The organism is Streptomyces sp. NPDC050856, assembly GCF_040653855.1.
GTDB lineage: Bacteria > Actinomycetota > Actinomycetes > Streptomycetales > Streptomycetaceae > Streptomyces.
Map to the genome: position 1 here is coordinate 195089 of NZ_JBFAGV010000008.1, position 19685 is coordinate 214773.

The following is a 19685-nucleotide window of genomic DNA, read 5'->3' on the forward strand; positions in this document are numbered from 1 at the left end:
TCTCAGTCGAAGTCCTGGACGATCTTCCCGGACCCCGGAATGATCACTTTTCGCATTTTATCGATGACCTCGCCCGGCAGACCGTAGAGGTCCGGGCCCATGGTGGGGTCGGAGATCTCCGGGTAGTACTTCTTCAGTTGCTTCCACTCCTGTTTCGTGAAGCCGAGGTCGTCCGGTTGCTTCTGCGGGACCGCGTTCTGGCGGATCTCGTCGACGAAGCTCTTCGGCACCTCGAAGGAGACGATCTGACCGCCGTCGCCCCGGAATTCGACGGTGTGCCGGATGTCGCCGCTCATGTTGACGTAGAGCTGGTTGTCGCCGTCGATCCTGACATTGCCGTCCGCGTCGACGTGCACCCGCTGGCTCAGCGGGTGTTCCGTCTGCTTCCGGTAGACCGTGACCGTGCACTCGTCGGGGGCCAGACCCAGGTGGTCGGAGTACGTGAGCGGATTGCGGACGTACGCCGTGGGATTGGGCGCCGGGGCCAGACCCAGCGGGTCCGGGGTCAGGTAGCGGGCCGTCTCCGGGTCGTACGTGCGGAAGACGTTGTAGTGGAGTTCCGTTTCCGGGTCGAAGTACTGGCCCGGGAAGCGCAGGGGCGTGTAGGCCGTCGCGTCGCGGTTCCAGGCTGTCGCCCCCCACAGGGTCGAGCGGGTCCGCCAGGCGATCCCGCCCCGCTCGTCGACCAGTTCGGTGGGGGTGCCCACCAGGTCGGTCACGACGGAGAAGAAGCGGTCGGCGATCTCCTCCTGGGACGCCGAGAGAATGCGCTCCCGCTGCGCCAGGGGGTGCAGGCCCCGGTGGTCCCAGGTGAGCACCACCGGGTGCGCGGCTGCCTCGTGCGACACGGTGGTCTGCTCGCACAGGGTCGCCCCCTCCCAGGTGAAGGTGGTCTCCTCCGCCACCTCGCCGCCCGGCGTGAGCCGCTGTTTGGCCATCCGGCGGCCCACCGGGTCGTACAGGTAGCGCCAGACCGTGCCGTCCGGGGTCGTCACACCGACCAGACGGTCCTCCGCGTCCCACTCGTAGCGCCAGGTGTCCGGCTTGCGGGAGAGGCGGGTCTTCTGCCGCAGGACGACACGGCCCTGCGCGTCGTACTCGTAGCGCAGCCCGCCGGCCCTGGTGAGGTGGTTGCCGGTGTACGTGCGCGGACCGGCGGCCACTTGGGCCCCTGGGCGGGCGGCCGGCCACGAGGCGGCGGTCTGGTTGCCCGCGGCGTCGTAGGCGTAGTGCTCGGACCAGGTGCCCGCCTCCACCGCCGTGACCCGGGCGGCGTCGTCCAGGGTGAAGGCGCGCCGGCCGTTGACGGCGTCGTCCACCGCGGTCAGGTGGCCGTCCGGGCGGTAGTGGTAGCCGCGGCGCTGCACGGTGCGGCCGTCGTGCCCGATCAGGTGCTGGTCGGTGAGGCGGCCCAGCTCGTCGAAGCCGTGCGACAGGGTGACGGACGAGCCGATGGTACGGGTGAGCTCGCGGCCCGAGGCGTCGTGCTCGAAGGTGAGGGTGCGGCCCGACGCGGTGAGCCGGGTGGGCTTGCCCGCGGCGTCGTGGCTCCATTCGCTCACCGCGCCGGTCGGCGTGGTGCGCCGGGCCGGCCGGCCCAGCTCGTCGTAGGCGAAGCCGAGCGTGCGGCCGTTGACCGTCTCCGACCGCAGCAGCCCGGCGCGGTCACGGACCCGGCTCAGCGTCGCGTCCGGCCCCGTGGCCCGCGCCAGCTCGTCGAAGAAGTCGTACTCGTACGTCGTCACGGCACCGGCCGCGTCCTTGCGGACGATCTGGCCGAGCTCGTTGTAGGCGTAGTGGACCGTCTCGCCGAGCGCGTTGGTGCGGGCCGTCAACCGGCCCGCCTCGTCGTACGCGTACCGGAGGGTCCTGCCGTCGAAGTCGGTCTCGGAGACCAGCCGGCCCGCCGGGTCGTACTCGTAGGACCAGGTCAGGCCCCGGGGGTCGGTGACCCGGGTCAGCCGGAGTTCGAGGTCGTGGGTGAACTCGTAGCGGGCGCCGTCCGGTTCCGTCCGCGCCGTCAGCCGGTCGAAGTCGCCGTACTCGTACACGGACCGGCCGCCGGCCGGGTCCGTGTGGCTGAGCACATTGCCCTCGCCGTCGTAGGTCCACGTCCGCTCGCCGCCGTCGGGCTCCACCCGGCGCAGCAGCCGGCCCTCGGCGCTCCACGTCAGGCGGGTGACCCCGCCCAGCGGACCGGTGATCGTGACGGGGCGGCCGAGGGCGTTGTACTCGTACCGCGTGACGCCGCCCAGCGGGTCGGTGGACTCCACGACGAGACCGGCGGCGTCGCAGCGGACCGACGTCGTGTCGCCCAGGGCGTCGGTCGTCGAGGCCGGATGGCCCCGGTCGTCGTAGGTGAACCGCGTGGTGCCGGACGGCCCGGTCACCGAGGTGCGGTTGCCCCGCTCGTCGTACTCCTGGCGGACCGTCGTGCCGTCCGGTCTCGTCACCCGCACCGGCAGGCCGAGGTCGTTGTACTCGATCACGGTGCGGCGGCCGTCGGGCCGGGTCACCGAGGTGACCCAGCCGTGCTCGTCGTACTCGATCCGGGTCGTGCGGCCCAGCGGATCGGTGCGGCTCACCAGCCGGTTGAACCGGTCCCGGGTGAACCGCGTCGTCGCGCCGTTCTCGTCGGTCTCGGCGACGACCCGCGCCTGCTCGTCGATGTGGTAGCGGCGCCGGTGCCCCAGGGCGCCGGTGACCGTGGTCACCCCGTCCTGGTAGGTGAAGCGGGAGTTGACGTGCCCGTTCGTGCCCGACTGGGCGACGCAGCGGTCCCGGTCGTCGTAGGCGTAGTCGAAGTGGCGGCCGTTCGTGTCGGTCCACGACACGATGCGGGCGTGCTCGTCGTAACCGAAGCGCAGCGGGCGGCGGGACGAGTTGACGACCTCCGTGAGGTGGCCGTCGGTGTACCCGTAGTCGAGCACCTTCGTGCCGTCGGCGAGACGGAGCGAGGTGACGCGTCCGCCGGCGGTGGTGAGGCGGACGTGGTAGCCCCCGCTGTGGCGGATCGCCGTCGGTGCGCCGTCGGCGTCGTGGTCGTACGCGATCCAGGCGCCGTTGCGGTCGTCGAGCTGGGCGAGCACGCCCTCGGGCGTGAAGTGCCGGACCTGGCCCGTCTCGGGGTCGGTGACGGTGAACCCGTCGTCGGGTGTGCGCGCCAGCGGCCAGCGGCGGCCGTGCGTCGGCAGCACCGGGAGACCCGGCGCGGGGTGCGGATAGGCGAGGAGGCTGCCGTCCTCACCGACGAGGACCACGCCCTGGGCGTCGATCTCCAGGCGCTGGTCGAGCGTGCTGGCCCAGGACGGGCCGAACCAGCGGCCGGCGCGGTAGGACGACTCGAAGGTGCGGGTGAACACCAGTGGCAGCGAGCCCGGCAGGACCAGGTCCGTCTGCGGCAGGACCATCCGGCCGGTCGCCACGTCGACCGGGTCGTCCACGCACACCTTGTCCTTGTCGGTGCGCGAGGTGGCGCCGGGGCCGTCCTCGTCCAGCCGCGTGCGGCCCGGCGGCTTGAGGTCGTCGGCGTACTTCCCCACCGTCGCGGCCTTCTTGACCGCGCCCAGGCCCTTGGTGCCCAGGAGCTCCGGGATGAGCTTGCCGACGCCCTCGGCGGGGTCCTTCATGAACGCGTCGATCATGTTCTTGCCCGTGCCGACCGGATCGTTGGCCGCCGTGACCAGGCCCGCCGCCGTCGAGTTGAGGCTCATCACGTACTCGGCGGGATGGGTCAGGTTGTACGGGTCCATCGGGTTGACCGACCGGACGAAGTTGACCAGGCCGGCGGTTCCCTTGACGACACCGCCCACCAAGTGGGCGGTGTCGATCTGCATCGCCTGGAAGCCGTCACCGACCTGCTCGGCGTACGACGGCTTGGGCGGGGCGGCGTCACGGGCCGCGGCCAGCGCCGACCGCGCCCGCTCCGCCGCCTCGTTGCGCTGCTTGCGGGCCTCGATCACCTTGTCGTAGGCGGCCTTGACACCGGCTTCGCCCGGATCCGTGAAACCGGAGGGGCGGGGCGGCAGGTCGTCCTGCTCGGCCTTGAGGGCGGTGTTGTACTCGTCGACCTTCTTGTTGTACGCGGCACGGGCGTCCTCGGACGCCTTCTTCGCCGCCTTGTAGTCGGCGATCGCCTCCTGGGCCCGGCCCTGCGCCCACTCCACCGTCTCGGCGAACCGCGTCAGCGCGCTCTGCGCCTTCTCGAAGGCGTCGGCGGCCTTGAACCACTTCGGCGGCTCCTGCGCGATCGCGTCACCGAAGGCATCGGCCGTCTCGCCCTTGATGGCGCTGGAGTCCAGCCCCTTGATGCCCTTGCCGACCTTGTCGAAGTTGGTCCGCAGGTCACCGAGGTGCTTGGCGTTCTCGCGCAGCTTGGCGACACTGCCGTAGATGATCTTCTTGGGGTCCTCGGTCTGGTCCAGCTCCATCTCGGCGACGTCGGCGCCCATGGAGTTGGCCAGTGAACGGCTCTTCTCCCGGACCCAGTCCGCGCCGCTGTCCCAGCCGACCTCCTCGGCGAGGTCGGCCGTCTTGTCGCCGGCCCACTCGACCAGGTCGCCGGCCCCCTCGACCAGGTCCTCGCCCGCGTCCTCGATGAAATCGGGGGTGAAGTCCCGCCAGCTCATCGCTTGTCGCCCCCGTCGCCCCTCGCCTGCTCGACCAGGTCGTTGAGCGACCCGATGGTCCCGCTGCCCTTGAGGTTCTCGCCGGTCGCCTGCCAGGTCTCCTCGATGTTCTGCCGCGCCTTCTCGAACGACTCGGGGCTGTAGTCCGGCTTGTAGACATCGGCGCGGAAGATGTCGCCCCACGCCTTCTGCTCGATCTCGTCCTCGTCGGCGTGCGGATTGCCGTAGAGGGAGTTGGCGCCCACCTTGAACGCGCCCTGGAGGTACTGGTCCTCCTCCCACAGCGTGCCGGCCGCGATGCCCAGGCCGGCCGCCAGGCTGCTGGCGTCCTGGACCAGGGCGCGCACGCCCCACTCCCAGCGCTCGCAGAAGCCCTCGAAGTCGCCCGCCACGCCCGGGTGCCCGGCCTCCATGCCGGTCATCGCCAGCGACTCGAACCCGGCCCCCATCGAAGCACCGCCGGTGGTTCCGATCTCCCGCAGCTCGGCCACGGCACCGCGCAGGCCCTCGGTGATGTTCTGCACCGCGCCGGAGTCCATGGCCAGGTCCTTGTTGTCCCCGCTCATCGCTCACCCCCCGGGTACGGCGCCTCGACGGCGGCGGGCGCCGCAGGGGTGGCGGCACGGGCGGCGGGCGCGTCCACGGTGGGCGCGTCCACGGCGACCGCGTCCGGAACGACCCCGCGCACCGGGGGGAACAACATCGCCGCGTCCTCGTCGGCCACGTCCACGGCCACGCCCGTGGGCCCGTCGAGCGAGGGGACGACCGCGTCGACGAGCCGTGCGCCGAGGATCGACACGTACTCCAGCTCGGTGGCCGGATCCATGCCGCGCGCGGTCACGAACCGCGCGAGGGCGTCCTCGTCCGTGAAGGCGTACAGCCAGCGGACTCCGCCCCGTTCGCCGGACATCAGCCCGCCGCCGCTGATCGGCGCGAGGAGGACCGACCGCCGGAACTCCCCCAGCATCCGCTCCGGACGCCCCGCGCCGCCGCGCACGGCGGCGATCTCTTCTCTCAGCCTCATGCCGGACCGTCCCCCATCACGTTCCTCATCGCCTGACACCGGCGCCCCTACGGTACCGACAGTCACGCCCGGGGCAACCGGACGGCCGCATGGCGTACGGTCCGTGACTGCCGGGGTGCTCCGAGTCGTGAGGGCGGGTGTGTCCGGAGCGGCGCGGGAGCCGTGCGGGAACGCACGCGGGGACCGGGCGGTACCGGGGCCGGGGCGATCGCCACCGCGTGGCCACCGGACCGCCTCGTCCGGACGGCACCCGGGGGGCCCGCCGTACCGGGCAGGTCGCCGTACCGCCGACAACCGCCCGATGCTGGGAGCGTGGCACCGCTCATCCCGTGAAGCGCCCTCACCCGCAACGCGGTTCCTCGCGCGCTGTCGGCGCTCCGGGGCCCGTGGAGCCACGGCCGACGCGCACCGGCCGCGATCAGTCCGCGTGAGCACGCGAGCGACCCCGCGACGGAAGGATCGCGGGGTCGTCGGCCCGTGGGTTCAGGCGGTCAGTCAGCCGCTTTGATCGCCGACACGAAGGACGACCAGCTCTCCGCCGGGAAAAGAAGCACGGGCCCCTGGGGGGCCTTGCTGTCCCGTACCGGAACGACAGCGTCGAAGTCGTGGCAGACTTCGACGCACGCGCCACCATCCTGGTTGCTGTGGCTGCTCTTACGCCAGGACGCGGTACTCACGTCGATCGATCGCACGTCGCTTCCTCCAACATCTGCAGGATGAAATTCCGCGACTCCGCCGGGGACCATGCCAGGTCGCGCACCGCATCGTACGTCGTCTGCAATCGCACGACCGGACCGGATTCCTCAATGAGCTCACCCCGGTATCCGTTTTCTGTGTACACAACGGTCCTGCCCTCCGGCAGGAGCAAGTACCACGTGTCCGCCCCCATGAGACCGTGCAAACCAGCGCTCTGCGGCAGTACATGCACTGTCACATGGTGACGCTCGGCCATCTCCGCCACGTACTGCAACTGCCCCCGCCACTCCCCCGCGTCCCGCAACGGCGTCCGCAGGACCGCCTCCGACAGGATCGTGCGGAAGGGCGGCGCGTCCTCGCCCTCCAACAACTCCCGACGGCTCATCCGCGCCTCGACCTGCTGGTCCAGCTCCTTGCCCTTCAGCCCGCCCGCCGCCAGCACCTCCCGCGCGTACCCCGGCGTCTGGAGCAGACCCGGCAGGACGCTCACCGCGAAGTGCCACAGGCTCACCGCCTCGGCCTCCAGAGCCATGTAGCGCCGGTACCGCTCGCGGAACTGCGTGTGGTCCCCCGCCGCCAACTCCCACAGCGCCAGCAGCAGGCCCGGCGTCCCGTAGTGGGTGTCGAGGGCCTGGACGACCTCCGGGCTGCCCAAGGTCTCGCCCTTTTCCATCTTGCCGAACAACGACCAGTCCCAGCCCAGCCGTTCCCCGAGCTGGCGCAGGCTCGTCCCGTTCGCGGCCCGCAGTCTGCGCAGTTCCTCCGCGAAGCGCTGGCGTGGTTCCTGGCTGCGGCCGGTGATGACGCGTCGCTGCGGCATACCGCTCCCCTTCGAGGTGCTGAGGTGGACGACGGGCAACGTGTGGAAGATGTGGCACCACCTCCGCACACCGGGGAGGCACGGCCCGTCCCACGGCGTCGGCGGTCACGCACAGGCGCATCCTCGTGACACCCGCGCTACGCAACGTAATCCACGCCGCGCGGCCGGGTCATCGAAACGGCCGAACCCCACCCGCACAGAGGACGCCATGCCCGACACTCCGAACACCCCCTCGCCGGCCCTCAAGGTCCAAGAGGCCCTGGACGCGCGGGACGCGCTCGCGACCGCCCTGCGCCGGGCCGGTGTCCAGCTCCCGGCCATGGACATCCGCACCCCGTGGCTCGACGACCGCGAGGGCGAGGCCCGGTACGCCCTCGTTCACCTCGGTGTGTGCTCGGCGCCCGTGGCGAGGCTGCTCGCGGACGTGGTGACGAGGGGGGTCGACCGTGACCGGTGAAGCGGGGCCACCCGCCGTGGGGGTGGCCGTGCTGGACACCGTCCGCGACCGCGTGGGCCGGGTGGTGGGCCGCGAGGGCCCCGTGCTCCGGCTCCGCCCACTGGGTGGTGGCCTCCCGTGGGCCGCCGACCCACGCCACATCCGGCTCCTGAGCCGGGCCGAGCTGCTCAGCGCGCTCCTCGCCGAGCTGAACGCCCGCAGCCGCCGCAGGATGTGACCGGAAAGAGCGCGCGGAGGGGCCCGCACCGACCGGACCGGCCGGGTCCCCGCGCGCGACCCCCTGCTTCACGATCACGGCCGTGTGCCGGGAGCGCGAGGACGGCACCGGGTGCGCGCGGGGACCGGGCCCGCGGCCCCGGGGGGGGCGCGCTCGCGTCCTGTCAGCGGGTTGTGGGCGCGTTGTCAGAGCCTCCCTGGAGGATCCCTCACGGACCAGGGAGGTTCCCATGACACTCGCGATCCAGGCAGAGGGCCTGGTGAAACGGTACGGCTCACAGACGGCGCTCGCCGGCGTCGATCTGTCCGTACCCACCGGAACGATCCTCGGCGTACTCGGCCCCAACGGCGCCGGCAAGACGACGACCGTGCGCATTCTCTCCACCCTGCTGCGCCCCGACGAGGGCCGGGCCGTCGTCGCGGGCTTCGACGTGCTGCGCCAGCCGGTCGCGGTGCGCCGCCGGATCGGCCTGACCGGGCAGTACGCCTCGGTCGACGAGGAGCTCACGGGCTTCGAGAACCTCGTCCTCGTCGGCCGGCTGCTGGAAATGCCGAAGGCGGAGGCGCGGGCGCGCGCGGCCGAACTGCTGGAACGGTTCTCCCTCACCGACGCCGGCGGACGCCCGGTCAAGACGTACTCGGGCGGTATGCGCCGCCGGGTCGACCTGGCCACCAGCCTGGTGGGCCGGCCGGAGGTGCTCTACCTGGACGAGCCGACCACCGGCCTGGACCCGCGCAGCCGCAACGAGGTGTGGGACGTCGTCCAGGGGCTCGCCAACGACGGCGTGTCCGTCCTGCTGACGACCCAGTACCTGGAGGAGGCGGACCGCCTCGCCGACCGGATCACGGTCATCGACCAGGGCCGGGTGGTCGCCGAGGGCCGGGCCGACGAGCTGAAGAAGCGCACCGGTGGGCAGACCCTCCAGGTGCGGCCCTCCGACCCCCGGGACGTGCCGGAGGTGGTGCGCATCCTCGGCATGCTCACCGAGGCCGCGCCGACCGCCGACACGGACACCGGCCTGATCACCACCCTGGCCGACGACACGGTGCTGCTGTCCGCGCTGGTGCGGCGGCTGGACGAGGCGGGTATCGCGGTGGACGAACTCGCGCTGCGACTGCCCAGCCTGGACGACGTCTTCCTGTCCCTCACCGGCAAGTCCGCCGCCCGGAACACCGACGGCGGCCCCGAATCGACCATCGAGCGGAGTGCGGCATGAGTGCCGTCGTCGAGCCGGCCGTCATCGAGCGCGTGGGGCCGGTGCGCGGCCTCGGGCACGGCCTCACCCTGGCCGCCCGGAACATCCGCTACATCCTGCGCTCCCCGGCCACCCTGGTGGACACGATCATCCAGCCGGTGCTCTTCCTCGTGGTGTTCGCGCTGCTGTTCGGCGGCGAGATCGCGGGTGACTGGCAGGCGTACCTCCAGCCGCTGGTCCCCGGGCTGATGGTGCAGATCGTCCTGTACGCCAGTGCCGGCACCGGGCTCGCCCTGAACACCGACGTCGTCAAGGGGGTGTTCGACCGCTTCCGCAGCCTGCCCATCGCACGCTCCGCGCCGCTGGTCGGCGCCGTCCTCGGGGATGTGGTGCGCTACGCCCTGGCGCTGGTCGTCCTGCTCGCACTGGCCTTCGCGATGGGCTTCCGGGTGGAGACCGGCCCGGTCGAGGTGCTGCTCGCGATGCTGCTGGCGATCGGCGTCGGTCTCACCATGTGCTGGCTGTCCGTGCTGATCGGCATGGCCGCGCAGAGCCCGCAGGCGGTCCCGGGCATCACCATGGCGCTGGTGCTGCCGCTGACGTTCGGCAGCAACATCTTCGCTTCGCCTGAGACCATGCCCGGCTGGCTGCAATGGTGGGTGGGTGTCAATCCGGTCAGTCACTTCGTGGACGCCACCCGGGCCCTGCTGCTCGGCGGGGACGCCTCGGGGCCGATCGTGGCCAGTTTGATCTGGATGGCTGTCCTGTTCGCCGTACTGTTCCCGCTGGCCGTACGCACGTACGCCCGCCGGACGAGGTGAGGTCGCCCCGGGCTGACACATCGGACGTTGGACTCAGAGCAGGAGGACATGCGTGCTGACCGTGCACTTCACTCACGAGGACATCGCCAAAGCCCGTATGTCGCCCTTGGCCCGCCCCGAGGCGGAGTCGCTGTACGCCCTCGGTCATCTGGAGCGCTCGGCGCGCCAGAGCAGGGGCGTGGGCAAGTGGGTGTCGCACGCGCGCGCCTGGGTGGCGGCGCGGCCGTCGCGCCACCCGGCCCTGCAGCACGCGCTGCACATCAGCGACGAGCTGATGCCGTTCCTGCTGTCACGGCGCTCCCCGGACCGGGACGCGGCGGTGCCGGAGGACACACGGCGGGCGCTGGCGGCACTGGCCGAGTTCCGGAAGGCGTGCGTCACGCCGTACGAGACGAGCATCCGGGAGATGCTCGACGAGACCCGCCACCGCTATTCGCGCATGGTCGCCCAGCTCGGCCTGGCGGAGACGCTCGAACGGCTGCAGTACAACGCCAAGTGGCAGGCCGGCAGGCTCACGGTGGACGACGGCGCGGACCGAGAGGTCTGCCTGGGCGGTCAGGGCCTGGAACTGGTGCCGTCGGTGTTCCTCAGCGGCACCCCCCGGCTGTACACCTGGCAGGACCGCGAGGCGGGACGCACCGGGACCGAGCGTGCCGTCCGGCCCGTGAACGTCATGGTGTTCCCGGTGTGCCCGCACGGTCTGGCCGCCACCGCGCTGGTGAAGGACGCGCAGCGGCCCACCAGACCGCTGCCGCAGTTGCTCGGACGGACCCGGGCGGCCGTGCTGGAACGGCTCACCCGGCCCCAGTCGACCAGTGAACTCAGCGCCGCGCTGCGCATCTCGGTGACCACGGCCAGCGAGCACGCCTCGGTGCTGCGCAGCTCCGGGCTGGTCTCCACGACCAGGAACGGCAGCAGTGTGCGCCACGAGGTGACCGCGCTCGGGGCCCTGATGCTGAACTCCCCGACGGAGCCCGCCCGTGCGTGGTGCCGCGACTGCGCCGATCGATGTGCGACGGACAGCCCGGCCAGGGAGCTGGTCGCATGACATGATGAGCCGCGGATGAGCAAGAGCTGTGCCGGGAGAGTGACGATCGTGCGTTTACTGCTTCTGGGTCCACTCGAACTGCGCGACCGTGACGGGCGGCCGATACCGCCGGGCGGCCGCCGTGTCGGACTGCTCCTCACCCGGCTCGCGCTCAACCCCGCCGAGCTCGTCTCCACCGGCACGCTCATCGCCGACCTGTGGGAGGACGAACCGCCGGCCGCCGGCGGGATCAACGCACTGCACCGGCTGGTCTCCCGGGCCCGCCGCACACTCCACCAGGCCGGCCACGACGACGTGGGCGTGATCTCGGGGCCCGGCGGCTACACCCTGGCCGTCGGTCCCGCGGACGTGGACGCGCACCAATTCGAACGGCTCGCGGCGGAAGGCCGTCGGCTGCTGCGCGCGGGCACCCCCGAACAGGCCGCGTCGGTGCTCCGGGAGGCCCTGTCGCTCTGGCGCGGGGCGGCCCTGCCCGAGTTCGCCGACGTCGGGTTCACCGGGCGCGCCGCCGCCAGGCTGGAGGAGCTGCGGCTCGCCGCCGTCGAGGACCACATCGAGGTCCGGCTCGAACTGGGCCGCGCGCCGGAACTCCTGTCCGAGCTGCACGACCTGACGATCGCCCACCCCCTGCGGGAACGCGCCACCGGGTTGCTCATGCGCGCCCTCCAGCTCTCGGGCAGCCCGGCGGAGGCGCTCGCCGCGTACGAGCGGCTGCGGGCCGCGCTCGCCGACGAGCTCGGTGCCGTGCCGTCGGCCGAGCTGCGGCGCATCCACGCCGACGCGCTGACCGACGGCGCCCGGCGGGGCCCCGTCGGCCCGCCCGGCGGCCGGCCCACCGGTGTGCGGCACCCGGGCGCCGGACCCGGCGCGGCGGCCCGGACGCCCGCGACGCCGGCCGGCGCGCCCACGCCGACGGGGAAGCCGGGTCTGCCCAGCCCCATCACCCGCTTCGTCGGCCGCGCCGGCGAGCTGCAGCGGGTGGCGACCTCCCTGCGCGGCTCCCGGCTGGTCACGCTGTACGGGCCGGGCGGGGTCGGCAAGACCCGGCTCGCCACCGAGTTCGCCTCCCGCGCCGACTCGGACACCGCCGACCTGGTACGCCTGGTCGAACTGGCCGGGCTCCGCGCCGGTGACGACCTCCCCGACACCGTCGCGCGGGCGCTCGGCCTCCCCGGCGTCCCCCTGCTGGAACAGCCCCACTCCGGCCGGAGCCGGTTCGACCAGCTCACGGCGTTCCTGTCGGCCCGCCGCGTCCTGCTGGTCCTCGACAACTGCGAACACCTCATCACGGAGGTCTCCCGGTTCGCCGCCGAACTGCTGGCCACCTGTCCGAGGCTGCTGCTCCTGGCCACCAGCCGCGAACCGCTGATGATCACCGGTGAGGCGATGTGCCGGGTCGGTCCGCTGCACCTTCCGTCCTCCGAGGCCGAGGCCGAACACTCCACCGCCGTACAGCTCTTCTGCGACCGGGCCGCCCTGGTGCGCCCCGGCTTCGCCCTCACACCGGCCAACGCGGCCCAGGTGGTGGAGATCTGCCGCAAGCTGGACGGGCTGCCGCTCGCGATCGAACTCGCCGCCGCCCGGCTGCGTTCGATGTCCCTCCAGCAGATCACCGAACGCCTCGACGACCGCTTCCGGCTCCTGGCCGTCGGCAATCGCACCTCCGCGGCCCGGCACCGCACCCTGCGCGCCACCATGGACTGGAGCTGGGCGCTGCTCACCGAGCCCGAACGGACCCTGGCCCGGCGGCTGTCCGCGGCCGGCAACGGCGTGACCCAGGACGCCGCCGCCGCCGTCGGCGCGGGCCCGGGCCTGGCGGAGGAGGACGTTCCGTACCTCCTGTCGTCGCTCGTCGACCGGTCCCTGCTGCACCTGTGGGAGACCGAGGGCGGCGAGATGCGCTACCGCATGCACGAGACCACCAGGGCGTACTGCGCGGAGCGCCTCGCCGAGGCCGGCGAGCGGGAATCGGCGGAGGCCGCCTGCACCCGGCACTTCCTCGCGCTCGCGGAACACGCCGCCGGGCAACTGCGCGGCGCGGGCCAGCCGCGCTGGATCGCCCGGCTCGACGCCGACCACGACAACGTGCTGCTGGCCCTGCGCCGGGCGGTGGACGGCGAGGACGTCGACACCGCGGTCCGGCTGGGACTGGCGCTGAGCTGGTACTGGGTCATGCGGGGCCGCTACGCCGAGGCCAACAGCCGGTGCGCCGAGCTGATGCGGTTCGGCGCGCGCGTACCGGAGACCGCCGCGGCGCTGTTCACCACGCTGCGGCTGCTGCTCCCCGCGCCCGCCGGCCACGACAGGGACGGTGAGGACCGCGACCAGGGCATCGCCGAGGCGGCCCGGCGCGCCCGCGACTGCGACGCCATGGGCGAGCACCCGCTGCTGGCCCTGCTCGAACCGAAGTGCTGGCAGCTCGCCGGCGAGCACGAGGAGATGGAACGCAGCGCCCGGCGGGCCTGCGCCCACCCGGACGCCTGGGCACGGGCCTCCGGCCGTGCGGCCCTCGGCTTCGCGGCGGAGACCGCGGGCGACGTCGGCGCGGGCGAACGGCATCTGCGAGCCGCGCTGGAGTCGTTCCGCGAGCTCGGCGACCAGTGGTCCACGGGCCAGCTCACCTCCATGCTGTCCCGGTTCACCTCGCTGCGCGGCGACACCGGGGGGACGCTGGCGCTGCTGCACGAGGCGCACGACGCGATCGAGGCGGTCGGCTCGGCCGACGACATCGCGCAGATCCGGATCCGGCTCGGCTTCGAACAACTGCGCTCCGGGGAGTACAACGCCGCTGAGGTGAGTTTCGGCCATGTACTGCGCGGCCCGCGGCGCACCATGCCCGAGTACGAGGTGCTCGTGGCCGCGGGTCTGGCTGAGCTCGCCACCCGGCGCGGACAGCCCTCCATCGCCTCCGTACGGCTCGAACGGGCGCTGCGGCTGCTCGACGACACGCTCATCGACAAGGAGTTCCTGCACATCGAGGTGCTGCGGCGCACCGCCGCCCTGGAGCTGTCGCGGGACGCGGGTGGCGTCACCGCGGCCCGGGCGGCGGCGGCCGAGGCGCTGCGGCTGGCACTGCCGCTCAACGACATGTGGGTGCTCGCGACGGTCGCCGAGCTGCTGGCGACGGTCACCCTGCACGAGGGCCGGCCGGCGCGGGCCGCGCGGCTGCTCGGCACGGCGACGGCGCTGCGGGGCCTGGCGGACCTGGGGAGCCCCGAGGTGCGGGCCCTCGGCGAGGAGCTGACCGCCCGCCTGGGCGCGGCGGAGTTCCGCCGGGTGCGCGTGGAGGGCGAACGCCTCTCCCAGGAGGCGGCGGTAGGCGCACTCGTGGCCGCGGCCTGAACGGCCCCGGTCGCGCCCGCCCACCGCTACCGGTTCAGGAAGGCGAGGACCGCCAGGACCCTGCGGTGACCGGTGCCCGACGCGGGGAGGCCCAGCTTGGTGAAGATGTTCTTGATGTGCTTGCTCACCGCCGGCACCGACAGACCCAGCAGCTCGCAGATCCGCCCGTTGTCGTGGCCCTCGGCCATGAGGCCGAGGACCTCCCGCTCGCGCGGGGTGAGCTGGTCCAGCGGGTCCTGGCTGCGGCGCCGGCCGAGGAGCTGGGAGATCACCTCGGGATCCATGACCGTGCCGCCCGAGTGGACGCGGTGCAGTGCCGTCATGAATTCCGCGACGTGACCCACCCGGTCCTTCAGCAGATAGCCGATGCCGCTCGCGTCGTCGCCGAGGAGTTCCGTCGCGTAGTTGTCCTCCACGTGCGCGGACAGCACGAGCACCGGGAACCCGGGCCGTTCGCGCCGGAGTTCGGCGGCGGCCCGCAGACCCTCGTCGCGGTAGGTCGGGGGCAGCCGCACGTCGAGCACCACCACGTCGGGGGCCAGGGACTGCACGAGCGCGGGCAGTCGGTCGGCCCGGTCCACCGCCCCGACGACCTTCATCCCCTCCGTCGCCAGCAGCAGTTCGAGCCCGGCCCTCAGCAGGGCGTCGTCCTCGACGATCAGCACACGCATGGCAGTTCCACCCGGATGGTCGTGGGCCCGCCCGGCGGGCTGGACACCTCGGTCGTTCCGTCGAAGGCCGCGACCCGGCCCCTGATGCCGGCGAGTCCGCTGCCGAGGGTCTCGTCGGCACCGCCCCGGCCGTCGTCGGTCACAGTGACGTACAGGATCTTCCCCTCGGTTCCCACCGCCACACGGATCCGGGAGGCTCCGCTGTATTTGACGGCGTTGGTCAGGGTCTCGGCGACGACGTGGTACGCGGCCACTTCCACCGCGGCGGGAGCACGGGTCAGTTCGCCGATCTCCAGGTCGCACGGCAGCGGGCAGCGCAGGGTGAGGGCCGAGACCGCGCCGGCCAGGCCGCGGTCGGCGAGCACGGGCGGGTAGATGCTGCGTACGACGTTCCGCAGTTCCGAAAGGGCCTCCTCGGCCGCGGACTGGGTCACCCCGATCAGCTCGCGGGCCTTGGCGGGGTCGCTGTCCATGAGGCGTTCGATGATGCCCAGGTGCAGCCGGACGGCGACCAGCCGGTTCTGGGTGGAGTCGTGCAGGGCCCGTTCGATGCGGCGCAGTTCCGCGGCGTGCGCCTCCAGGGCCTCCGCCCGGGAGGTGGTGACCTCGGCCAGCCGGTGGGCGAGCCGCGCCCGGCCGCCGGCGGTGAGCTGACGGACCCGGAACGATGCGTGCAGCAGCGCCACCGGCGGGGCGAAGTACACCAGCAGGGCCAGGTGCGGGACCGTCGCCACCGGGGTGAGGAGCGCGGTGGGCCAGTCGCGGACGTCGAAGAGGGCGGGGCTGAGGACGATGTGCGGCGGGAGCAGCCACCACCACAGCGGGAGGGTGAGGGCGACGGCGGCGCTGAGCACCGGCACCAGGACGAAGATTCCCGCCAGCAGGCCGGTCAGCGCGTTGGCCGCCGACCGGCCGAGTTCACGCCGCAACCGGGCCAGTTGGTCCTGGGGCCCGGGCGCCAGCTCCTCGGGGACCGAAATCCTTCTCCTGATGAAAACCGAGACACTGGAGTCCAGGTCCCTGGCGCGTTTTCTACTGGCTCGCTCCAGCAGGGTGGGCACAAAATCGGTGCGCACCCCCACCACGGAAATGACACAGGCGAAAACGAGTAAGGGAAGCGCCAACCAGGAGCCCACGGCCGAACGCGCAGCGGCAATGAGATAGCGCACCTCGGGCCGCGCCTCACGAATCCTTTTTCTCAGGACCCAGCCGGTGTTCCACCCCTCGGGTATATCTGCCCACACCTTGTCAGGTGAATCCAGATCTCCGTTGTCCGACTTCGCGGCCTCGTGATAGCGTCCCGGCGTCATTCTGAGCGGGGGTTTCCTCTTGTCCGGCGATTCCATGAATTACGGCGCACCCGACGCGCCTGCACTGGCCTTGCGCGACGTAACCAAAAATTATGGCCCCACATCGAATGCGGTGCAAGCCCTTCGCGGTATTTCCGTAGAGCTTGCACGCGGCAGCTTCACTGCGGTAATGGGCCCGTCCGGTTCCGGAAAGAGCACATTTCTGCACTGCGCCGCCGGACTGGACCGCCCCAGCGGCGGAGAGGTCCGGCTCGGCGGTGTTCCGCTGTCCGGCATGCGCGAGGCCGAACTGACCCGGCTGCGGCGGGACCGGATCGGGTTCGTCTTCCAGGCGTACAACCTGCTGCCCGCACTGAGCGTGCGGGACAACATCACCATGCCGCTGCGGCTCAGCGGCGCCTCCCTGGACCGCGGCTGGCTGGAGGAGATCACCGGCCGCGTCGGGCTGACCGGCCGCCTGGACCGCCGCCCGTCCGAACTCTCCGGCGGCCAGCAGCAGCGGGTGGCGATCGCCCGCGCGCTGATCAGCCGGCCCGACGTCATCATGGCCGACGAGCCGACCGGCGCCCTGGACTCCCGCACGGGCGGAGAAGTGCTGCGGCTCTTCCAGGAGTTGGTGCACGACCTCGGGCAGACCGTGCTGATGGTCACCCACGACCCCGTCGCCGCGTCGTACGCGCACAGCGTGCTCTTCCTCGCCGACGGCCGGCTCGTCGAACGGCTGGACTCCCCGACGGCCGAGACCGTCGCCGAGCGCATGGCGCGACTCGGGGGCCGGTGACCGTGCTCGAGATCGCCTGGAAGACCCTGCGCGCCCGCAAGGCGGCGTTCCTCGGCGCCTTCGTGGCGCTGTTCTGCGGTACGGCGGTGCTCGCCGCGTCCGGCATCCTCGTCGAGTCGGGGCTGCGGACGTCCGTGCCGCCCGAACGCTACGCCGGCGCCGCGGTGGTGATCGGCGGTGACCAGACCCTGCGGATCCCCGGCGGTGACTTCACCGTCCGCGAGACGCTGCCGGAGCGGTCCCGGCTGAAGGCGGAGGCCGTCCGCGCGGTGGCCGGCGTCCCCGGGGTGGAGCGCGCCGTGGGCGACTACGACTTCGCCGCCGCCCTGGCCGGCGTGGGCACCGGACCTCTGTCCGGGCACGGCTGGGACAGCGCGGCCCTGGGCCCGTTCCGGCTGACCGAGGGCCGGGCGCCCGGGTCCGCCACCGACGTGGTGCTGGACACGGCCGCCGCAAGGGCCGCCGGTGTGCGCGCCGGGGACCGGGTCCGTGTCGTCGTGGAGTCCGTACCCGCCGAGTACCGGGTCGCCGGCATCGCCGCGCCGGCCGGCGGCGCCGAACTGGAGCGCCGCAGCGCGGTGTTCTTCACCACCGCCACCGCCGCCCGGCTGTCCGGCCACCCCGGCGTGTTCGACGCCGTCGGCGTGCTCGCCGAGGACGGCGCCGACGCCGGCGCGCTGGCCGACCGCATCGAGGACGCCGTCCCCGGCACCGTCGCCTACACCGGCAACGACCGGAGCAAGCTGGAGTTCCCCGACATCGGCGCCTCCAGCGGGCTGCTCCTGCTGGTCGCCACCTCCTTCGGCGGCATGGCCGCCTTCGTCGCCATGTTCGTGGTCGCGGGCACCCTGGGGCTCTCCGTCAACCAGCGGCGCCGGGAGTTCGCGGTGCTGCGCGCCATCGGCTCCACTCCGCGACAGGTCTACAAGCTGGTCCTGAGCGAGGCGCTGCTGGTCGCGGTCATCGCCGGTGTCCTGGGCTGCGCCCCCGGCGCGGCCGTCGCGGAACTGCTGCGCGGCCTCTTCGCCGGATTCGGCGCGATTCCCCACGATCTCCCCCTGGTCGTCGGCCCCGCCCCGCTGGTGGCGGCGCTGGTCCTCGGCGTCGCCACCGCCCTCGTGGCCGGACTGATCGCCGCGTACCGCCCCGCCCGCGTCAACCCCGTCGACGCCCTCGGCGAGGCGGCCGTGGAACGCCGCGGACTGCCCGTCTGGCGGGTGCTGCTCGGTCTCGTCCTCCTCGGCATCGGCACTCTCTCGGCCGTGATGCCGCTGGTGATGCGCAGCGAACTCGGCGCCGCCGGGGCCGGCGGTGCGGCGCTGATCGGCCTCGTCGGGCTCGCCCTGCTGGGGCCCCTGGTGGTCCGCGCCATGGTCGCCGTGATCGGCCTGCCGCTGCGGGCGAGCCGGGTCAGCGGCTTCCTCGCCGCGTCCAACAGCGCCACGTCGGCGCGACGGCTGAGTTCCGCGGTCATGCCGCTGGTGCTCGCCATCGGCTTCAGCGTGACCCTCGTCTACACCCAGACCACCCTGTCCGCGGTCGCCGGCAAGCAGATCGAGGACGGCCTGGGCGCCGACTACGTGGTGGTCGACGGCGGTTCGGGCGGTCTGGCACCGCGGGTCGTCGACCGGGTCCGCCAGGTCGAGGACGTGGAGGTGGCCACGTCCGTGTCCACGTCCAAGGGGTTCCTGTCCGTCACCGTCTTCGAGGACGAGGAACTCGCCGGTTTCTCGTTGCGCGGCGTCACCCCCGAGAAGCTCTCCCGGACCATCGACCTCGGGGTCGTCGACGGCGACATCGAGAAGCTGCGCGGCAGGACCCTGGCCATGGAGGACACCCAGGCCACCCTGCTGGGCACCTCGGTCGGCGACCGGGTCCCGCTGTACCTCGGCGACGGCACCCGGACCGAGCTTGAGCTGGTGGCCACGTACGAACGCGGCATCGGGTTCGGTGAGATGACCGTCCCCCAGGAGGTCCTGGCCGGGCACACCACGGCCCGCGCCCCCGGGCAGGTGCTGGTGCGGGTGCGGGACGGCGGCGACCGTGCGGCGGTCGGCGCCGCGCTGCGCGAGCTGGCCGAGGCGTATCCCTCGCTGTCCGTGCAGGACCGGGGCGGCTTCTCCGCCGGGGTGCGGCAGGAGGCCACCCTCGCCGCCTGGGTGAACCTCACCGGCCTCGCGTTGATCCTGGTCTACATCGCCATCGCCGTCGTCAACACCCTGGTCGTGGCCACCGCGGCCCGGTCCCGCGAGTTCGCCCTGATGCGGCTGATCGGCATGACCCGCCGCCAGGTGCTCCGCACCCTGCGCTGGGAGTCGCTGCTGATGTGCGCCATCGCGGTGCTGCTGGGCACGGCGACGACCGTGTTGCCGCTGGGGGCGCTGAGCGTCGGCTTCCTGGGCCGTCCGCTGCCCGCCGGATCTCCGCTGATCTACCTGTCGGTGATCGCCGTCACGGTGGTGCTCGGCGTCGTGGCGACGATGCTGCCGGTGCGGCTGGCCCTGCGGGCCAAGCCGGTCGAGGCCATCGGCGTACGCGAATAGCGGTTCGGGACGCGCGGAAGGGGCGGGGCCCCGGCCGCCGCCGTGCGTCGCTCGCTGACCGCACGTGGCTGCGGGCCAGGTCCCCGACACCTCCTCGCCAGGTCGCACGAGCAGAGGGGCGCTGACAGAGGT

At 72.6% G+C, this 19685-nt stretch carries 15 protein-coding genes; 8 read left to right on the forward strand and 7 right to left on the reverse strand.

The window, feature by feature from the left end; all coding sequences use genetic code 11:
• Positions 1-2: 2 nt before the first annotated feature.
• The 5 genes from AB0H53_RS10865 to AB0H53_RS10885 all read right to left on the reverse strand — a co-directional run bounded on the left by AB0H53_RS10865 (position 3) and on the right by AB0H53_RS10885 (position 7168).
• Positions 3-4628: a putative T7SS-secreted protein gene (locus AB0H53_RS10865; protein WP_362109788.1), complete on the reverse strand. Its 4626-nt coding sequence runs from the start codon at positions 4626-4628 to the stop codon at positions 3-5.
• Positions 4625-5194 carry a hypothetical protein gene (locus tag AB0H53_RS10870; RefSeq protein ID WP_362109790.1) on the reverse strand — a complete coding sequence of 190 codons (570 nt, stop codon included), beginning with the start codon at positions 5192-5194 and terminating at the stop codon, positions 4625-4627. The genes AB0H53_RS10865 and AB0H53_RS10870 overlap by 4 nt, the downstream gene beginning before the upstream one ends.
• The gene (locus tag AB0H53_RS10875) at positions 5191-5652 is read right to left on the reverse strand and encodes a hypothetical protein (protein WP_362109792.1); all 462 of its coding nucleotides are present in this window, start codon (positions 5650-5652) and stop codon (positions 5191-5193) included. The genes AB0H53_RS10870 and AB0H53_RS10875 overlap by 4 nt, the downstream gene beginning before the upstream one ends.
• Before the next feature lie 491 nt (positions 5653-6143).
• On the reverse strand, positions 6144-6344 hold the full coding sequence (locus tag AB0H53_RS10880) for a DUF397 domain-containing protein (RefSeq protein ID WP_362109794.1): 201 nt from the start codon (positions 6342-6344) through the stop codon (positions 6144-6146).
• The gene (locus tag AB0H53_RS10885; protein WP_362109796.1) at positions 6326-7168 is read right to left on the reverse strand and encodes a helix-turn-helix transcriptional regulator; all 843 of its coding nucleotides are present in this window, start codon (positions 7166-7168) and stop codon (positions 6326-6328) included. The genes AB0H53_RS10880 and AB0H53_RS10885 overlap by 19 nt, the downstream gene beginning before the upstream one ends.
• Before the next feature lie 208 nt (positions 7169-7376).
• Between AB0H53_RS10885 and AB0H53_RS10890 the strand changes: the two genes are divergently transcribed.
• From AB0H53_RS10890 to AB0H53_RS10915, 6 genes are all read left to right on the forward strand, one after another.
• A complete protein-coding gene (locus tag AB0H53_RS10890; RefSeq protein WP_362109798.1) occupies positions 7377-7625 on the forward strand; it encodes a hypothetical protein in 249 nt (82 codons plus the stop codon).
• Positions 7615-7842: a hypothetical protein gene (locus tag AB0H53_RS10895; RefSeq protein WP_362109800.1), complete on the forward strand. Its 228-nt coding sequence runs from the start codon at positions 7615-7617 to the stop codon at positions 7840-7842. The genes AB0H53_RS10890 and AB0H53_RS10895 overlap by 11 nt, the downstream gene beginning before the upstream one ends.
• Positions 7843-8071: 229 nt before the next feature.
• The gene (locus tag AB0H53_RS10900) at positions 8072-9058 is read left to right on the forward strand and encodes an ATP-binding cassette domain-containing protein (RefSeq protein ID WP_362109802.1); all 987 of its coding nucleotides are present in this window, start codon (positions 8072-8074) and stop codon (positions 9056-9058) included.
• The gene (locus tag AB0H53_RS10905) at positions 9055-9858 is read left to right on the forward strand and encodes an ABC transporter permease (protein ID WP_362109804.1); all 804 of its coding nucleotides are present in this window, start codon (positions 9055-9057) and stop codon (positions 9856-9858) included. The genes AB0H53_RS10900 and AB0H53_RS10905 overlap by 4 nt, the downstream gene beginning before the upstream one ends.
• A gap of 52 nt (positions 9859-9910) precedes the next feature.
• The gene (locus tag AB0H53_RS10910) at positions 9911-10906 is read left to right on the forward strand and encodes a helix-turn-helix domain-containing protein (protein ID WP_362109806.1); all 996 of its coding nucleotides are present in this window, start codon (positions 9911-9913) and stop codon (positions 10904-10906) included.
• Positions 10907-10954: 48 nt separating this feature from the next.
• Positions 10955-14248 (forward strand): BTAD domain-containing putative transcriptional regulator, encoded by a 3294-nt coding sequence (locus AB0H53_RS10915; protein ID WP_362109808.1) that lies wholly within the window; start codon positions 10955-10957, stop codon positions 14246-14248.
• Between the two features lie 26 nt (positions 14249-14274).
• Here AB0H53_RS10915 and AB0H53_RS10920 read toward each other — a convergent pair whose 3' ends face one another.
• Both AB0H53_RS10920 and AB0H53_RS10925 read right to left on the reverse strand, forming a co-directional pair.
• Entirely contained in the window at positions 14275-14919 is a 645-nt protein-coding gene (locus AB0H53_RS10920; RefSeq protein ID WP_362109810.1) for a response regulator transcription factor, read from the reverse strand.
• Positions 14907-15995 carry a histidine kinase gene (locus AB0H53_RS10925; RefSeq protein ID WP_362109812.1) on the reverse strand — a complete coding sequence of 363 codons (1089 nt, stop codon included), beginning with the start codon at positions 15993-15995 and terminating at the stop codon, positions 14907-14909. The genes AB0H53_RS10920 and AB0H53_RS10925 overlap by 13 nt, the downstream gene beginning before the upstream one ends.
• Positions 15996-16263: 268 nt before the next feature.
• Here AB0H53_RS10925 and AB0H53_RS10930 point away from each other — a divergent pair, with 268 nt between their 5' ends.
• A complete protein-coding gene (locus AB0H53_RS10930; RefSeq protein WP_362109843.1) occupies positions 16264-17010 on the forward strand; it encodes an ABC transporter ATP-binding protein in 747 nt (248 codons plus the stop codon).
• Positions 17007-19553 carry an FtsX-like permease family protein gene (locus AB0H53_RS10935; RefSeq protein WP_362109814.1) on the forward strand — a complete coding sequence of 849 codons (2547 nt, stop codon included), beginning with the start codon at positions 17007-17009 and terminating at the stop codon, positions 19551-19553. Before AB0H53_RS10930 ends, AB0H53_RS10935 begins: the two co-directional genes overlap by 4 nt.
• Positions 19554-19685 lie beyond the last annotated feature (132 nt).

What these genes read in the sequence shown, in the direction of transcription:
- AB0H53_RS10870 (WP_362109790.1), bottom strand. Translation starts at nt 5,194, where the DNA reads ATGAGCGGGGACAACAAGGACCTGGCCATGGACTCCGGCGCGGTGCAG.
- AB0H53_RS10885 (WP_362109796.1), bottom strand. Translation starts at nt 7,168, where the DNA reads ATGCCGCAGCGACGCGTCATCACCGGCCGCAGCCAGGAACCACGCCAG.
- AB0H53_RS10900 (WP_362109802.1), top strand. Translation starts at nt 8,072, where the DNA reads ATGACACTCGCGATCCAGGCAGAGGGCCTGGTGAAACGGTACGGCTCA.
- AB0H53_RS10905 (WP_362109804.1), top strand. Translation starts at nt 9,055, where the DNA reads ATGAGTGCCGTCGTCGAGCCGGCCGTCATCGAGCGCGTGGGGCCGGTG.
- AB0H53_RS10875 (WP_362109792.1), bottom strand. Translation starts at nt 5,652, where the DNA reads ATGAGGCTGAGAGAAGAGATCGCCGCCGTGCGCGGCGGCGCGGGGCGT.
- AB0H53_RS10865 (WP_362109788.1), bottom strand. Translation starts at nt 4,628, where the DNA reads ATGAGCTGGCGGGACTTCACCCCCGATTTCATCGAGGACGCGGGCGAG.
- AB0H53_RS10930 (WP_362109843.1), top strand. Translation starts at nt 16,264, where the DNA reads ATGAATTACGGCGCACCCGACGCGCCTGCACTGGCCTTGCGCGACGTA.
- AB0H53_RS10920 (WP_362109810.1), bottom strand. Translation starts at nt 14,919, where the DNA reads ATGCGTGTGCTGATCGTCGAGGACGACGCCCTGCTGAGGGCCGGGCTC.
- AB0H53_RS10890 (WP_362109798.1), top strand. Translation starts at nt 7,377, where the DNA reads ATGCCCGACACTCCGAACACCCCCTCGCCGGCCCTCAAGGTCCAAGAG.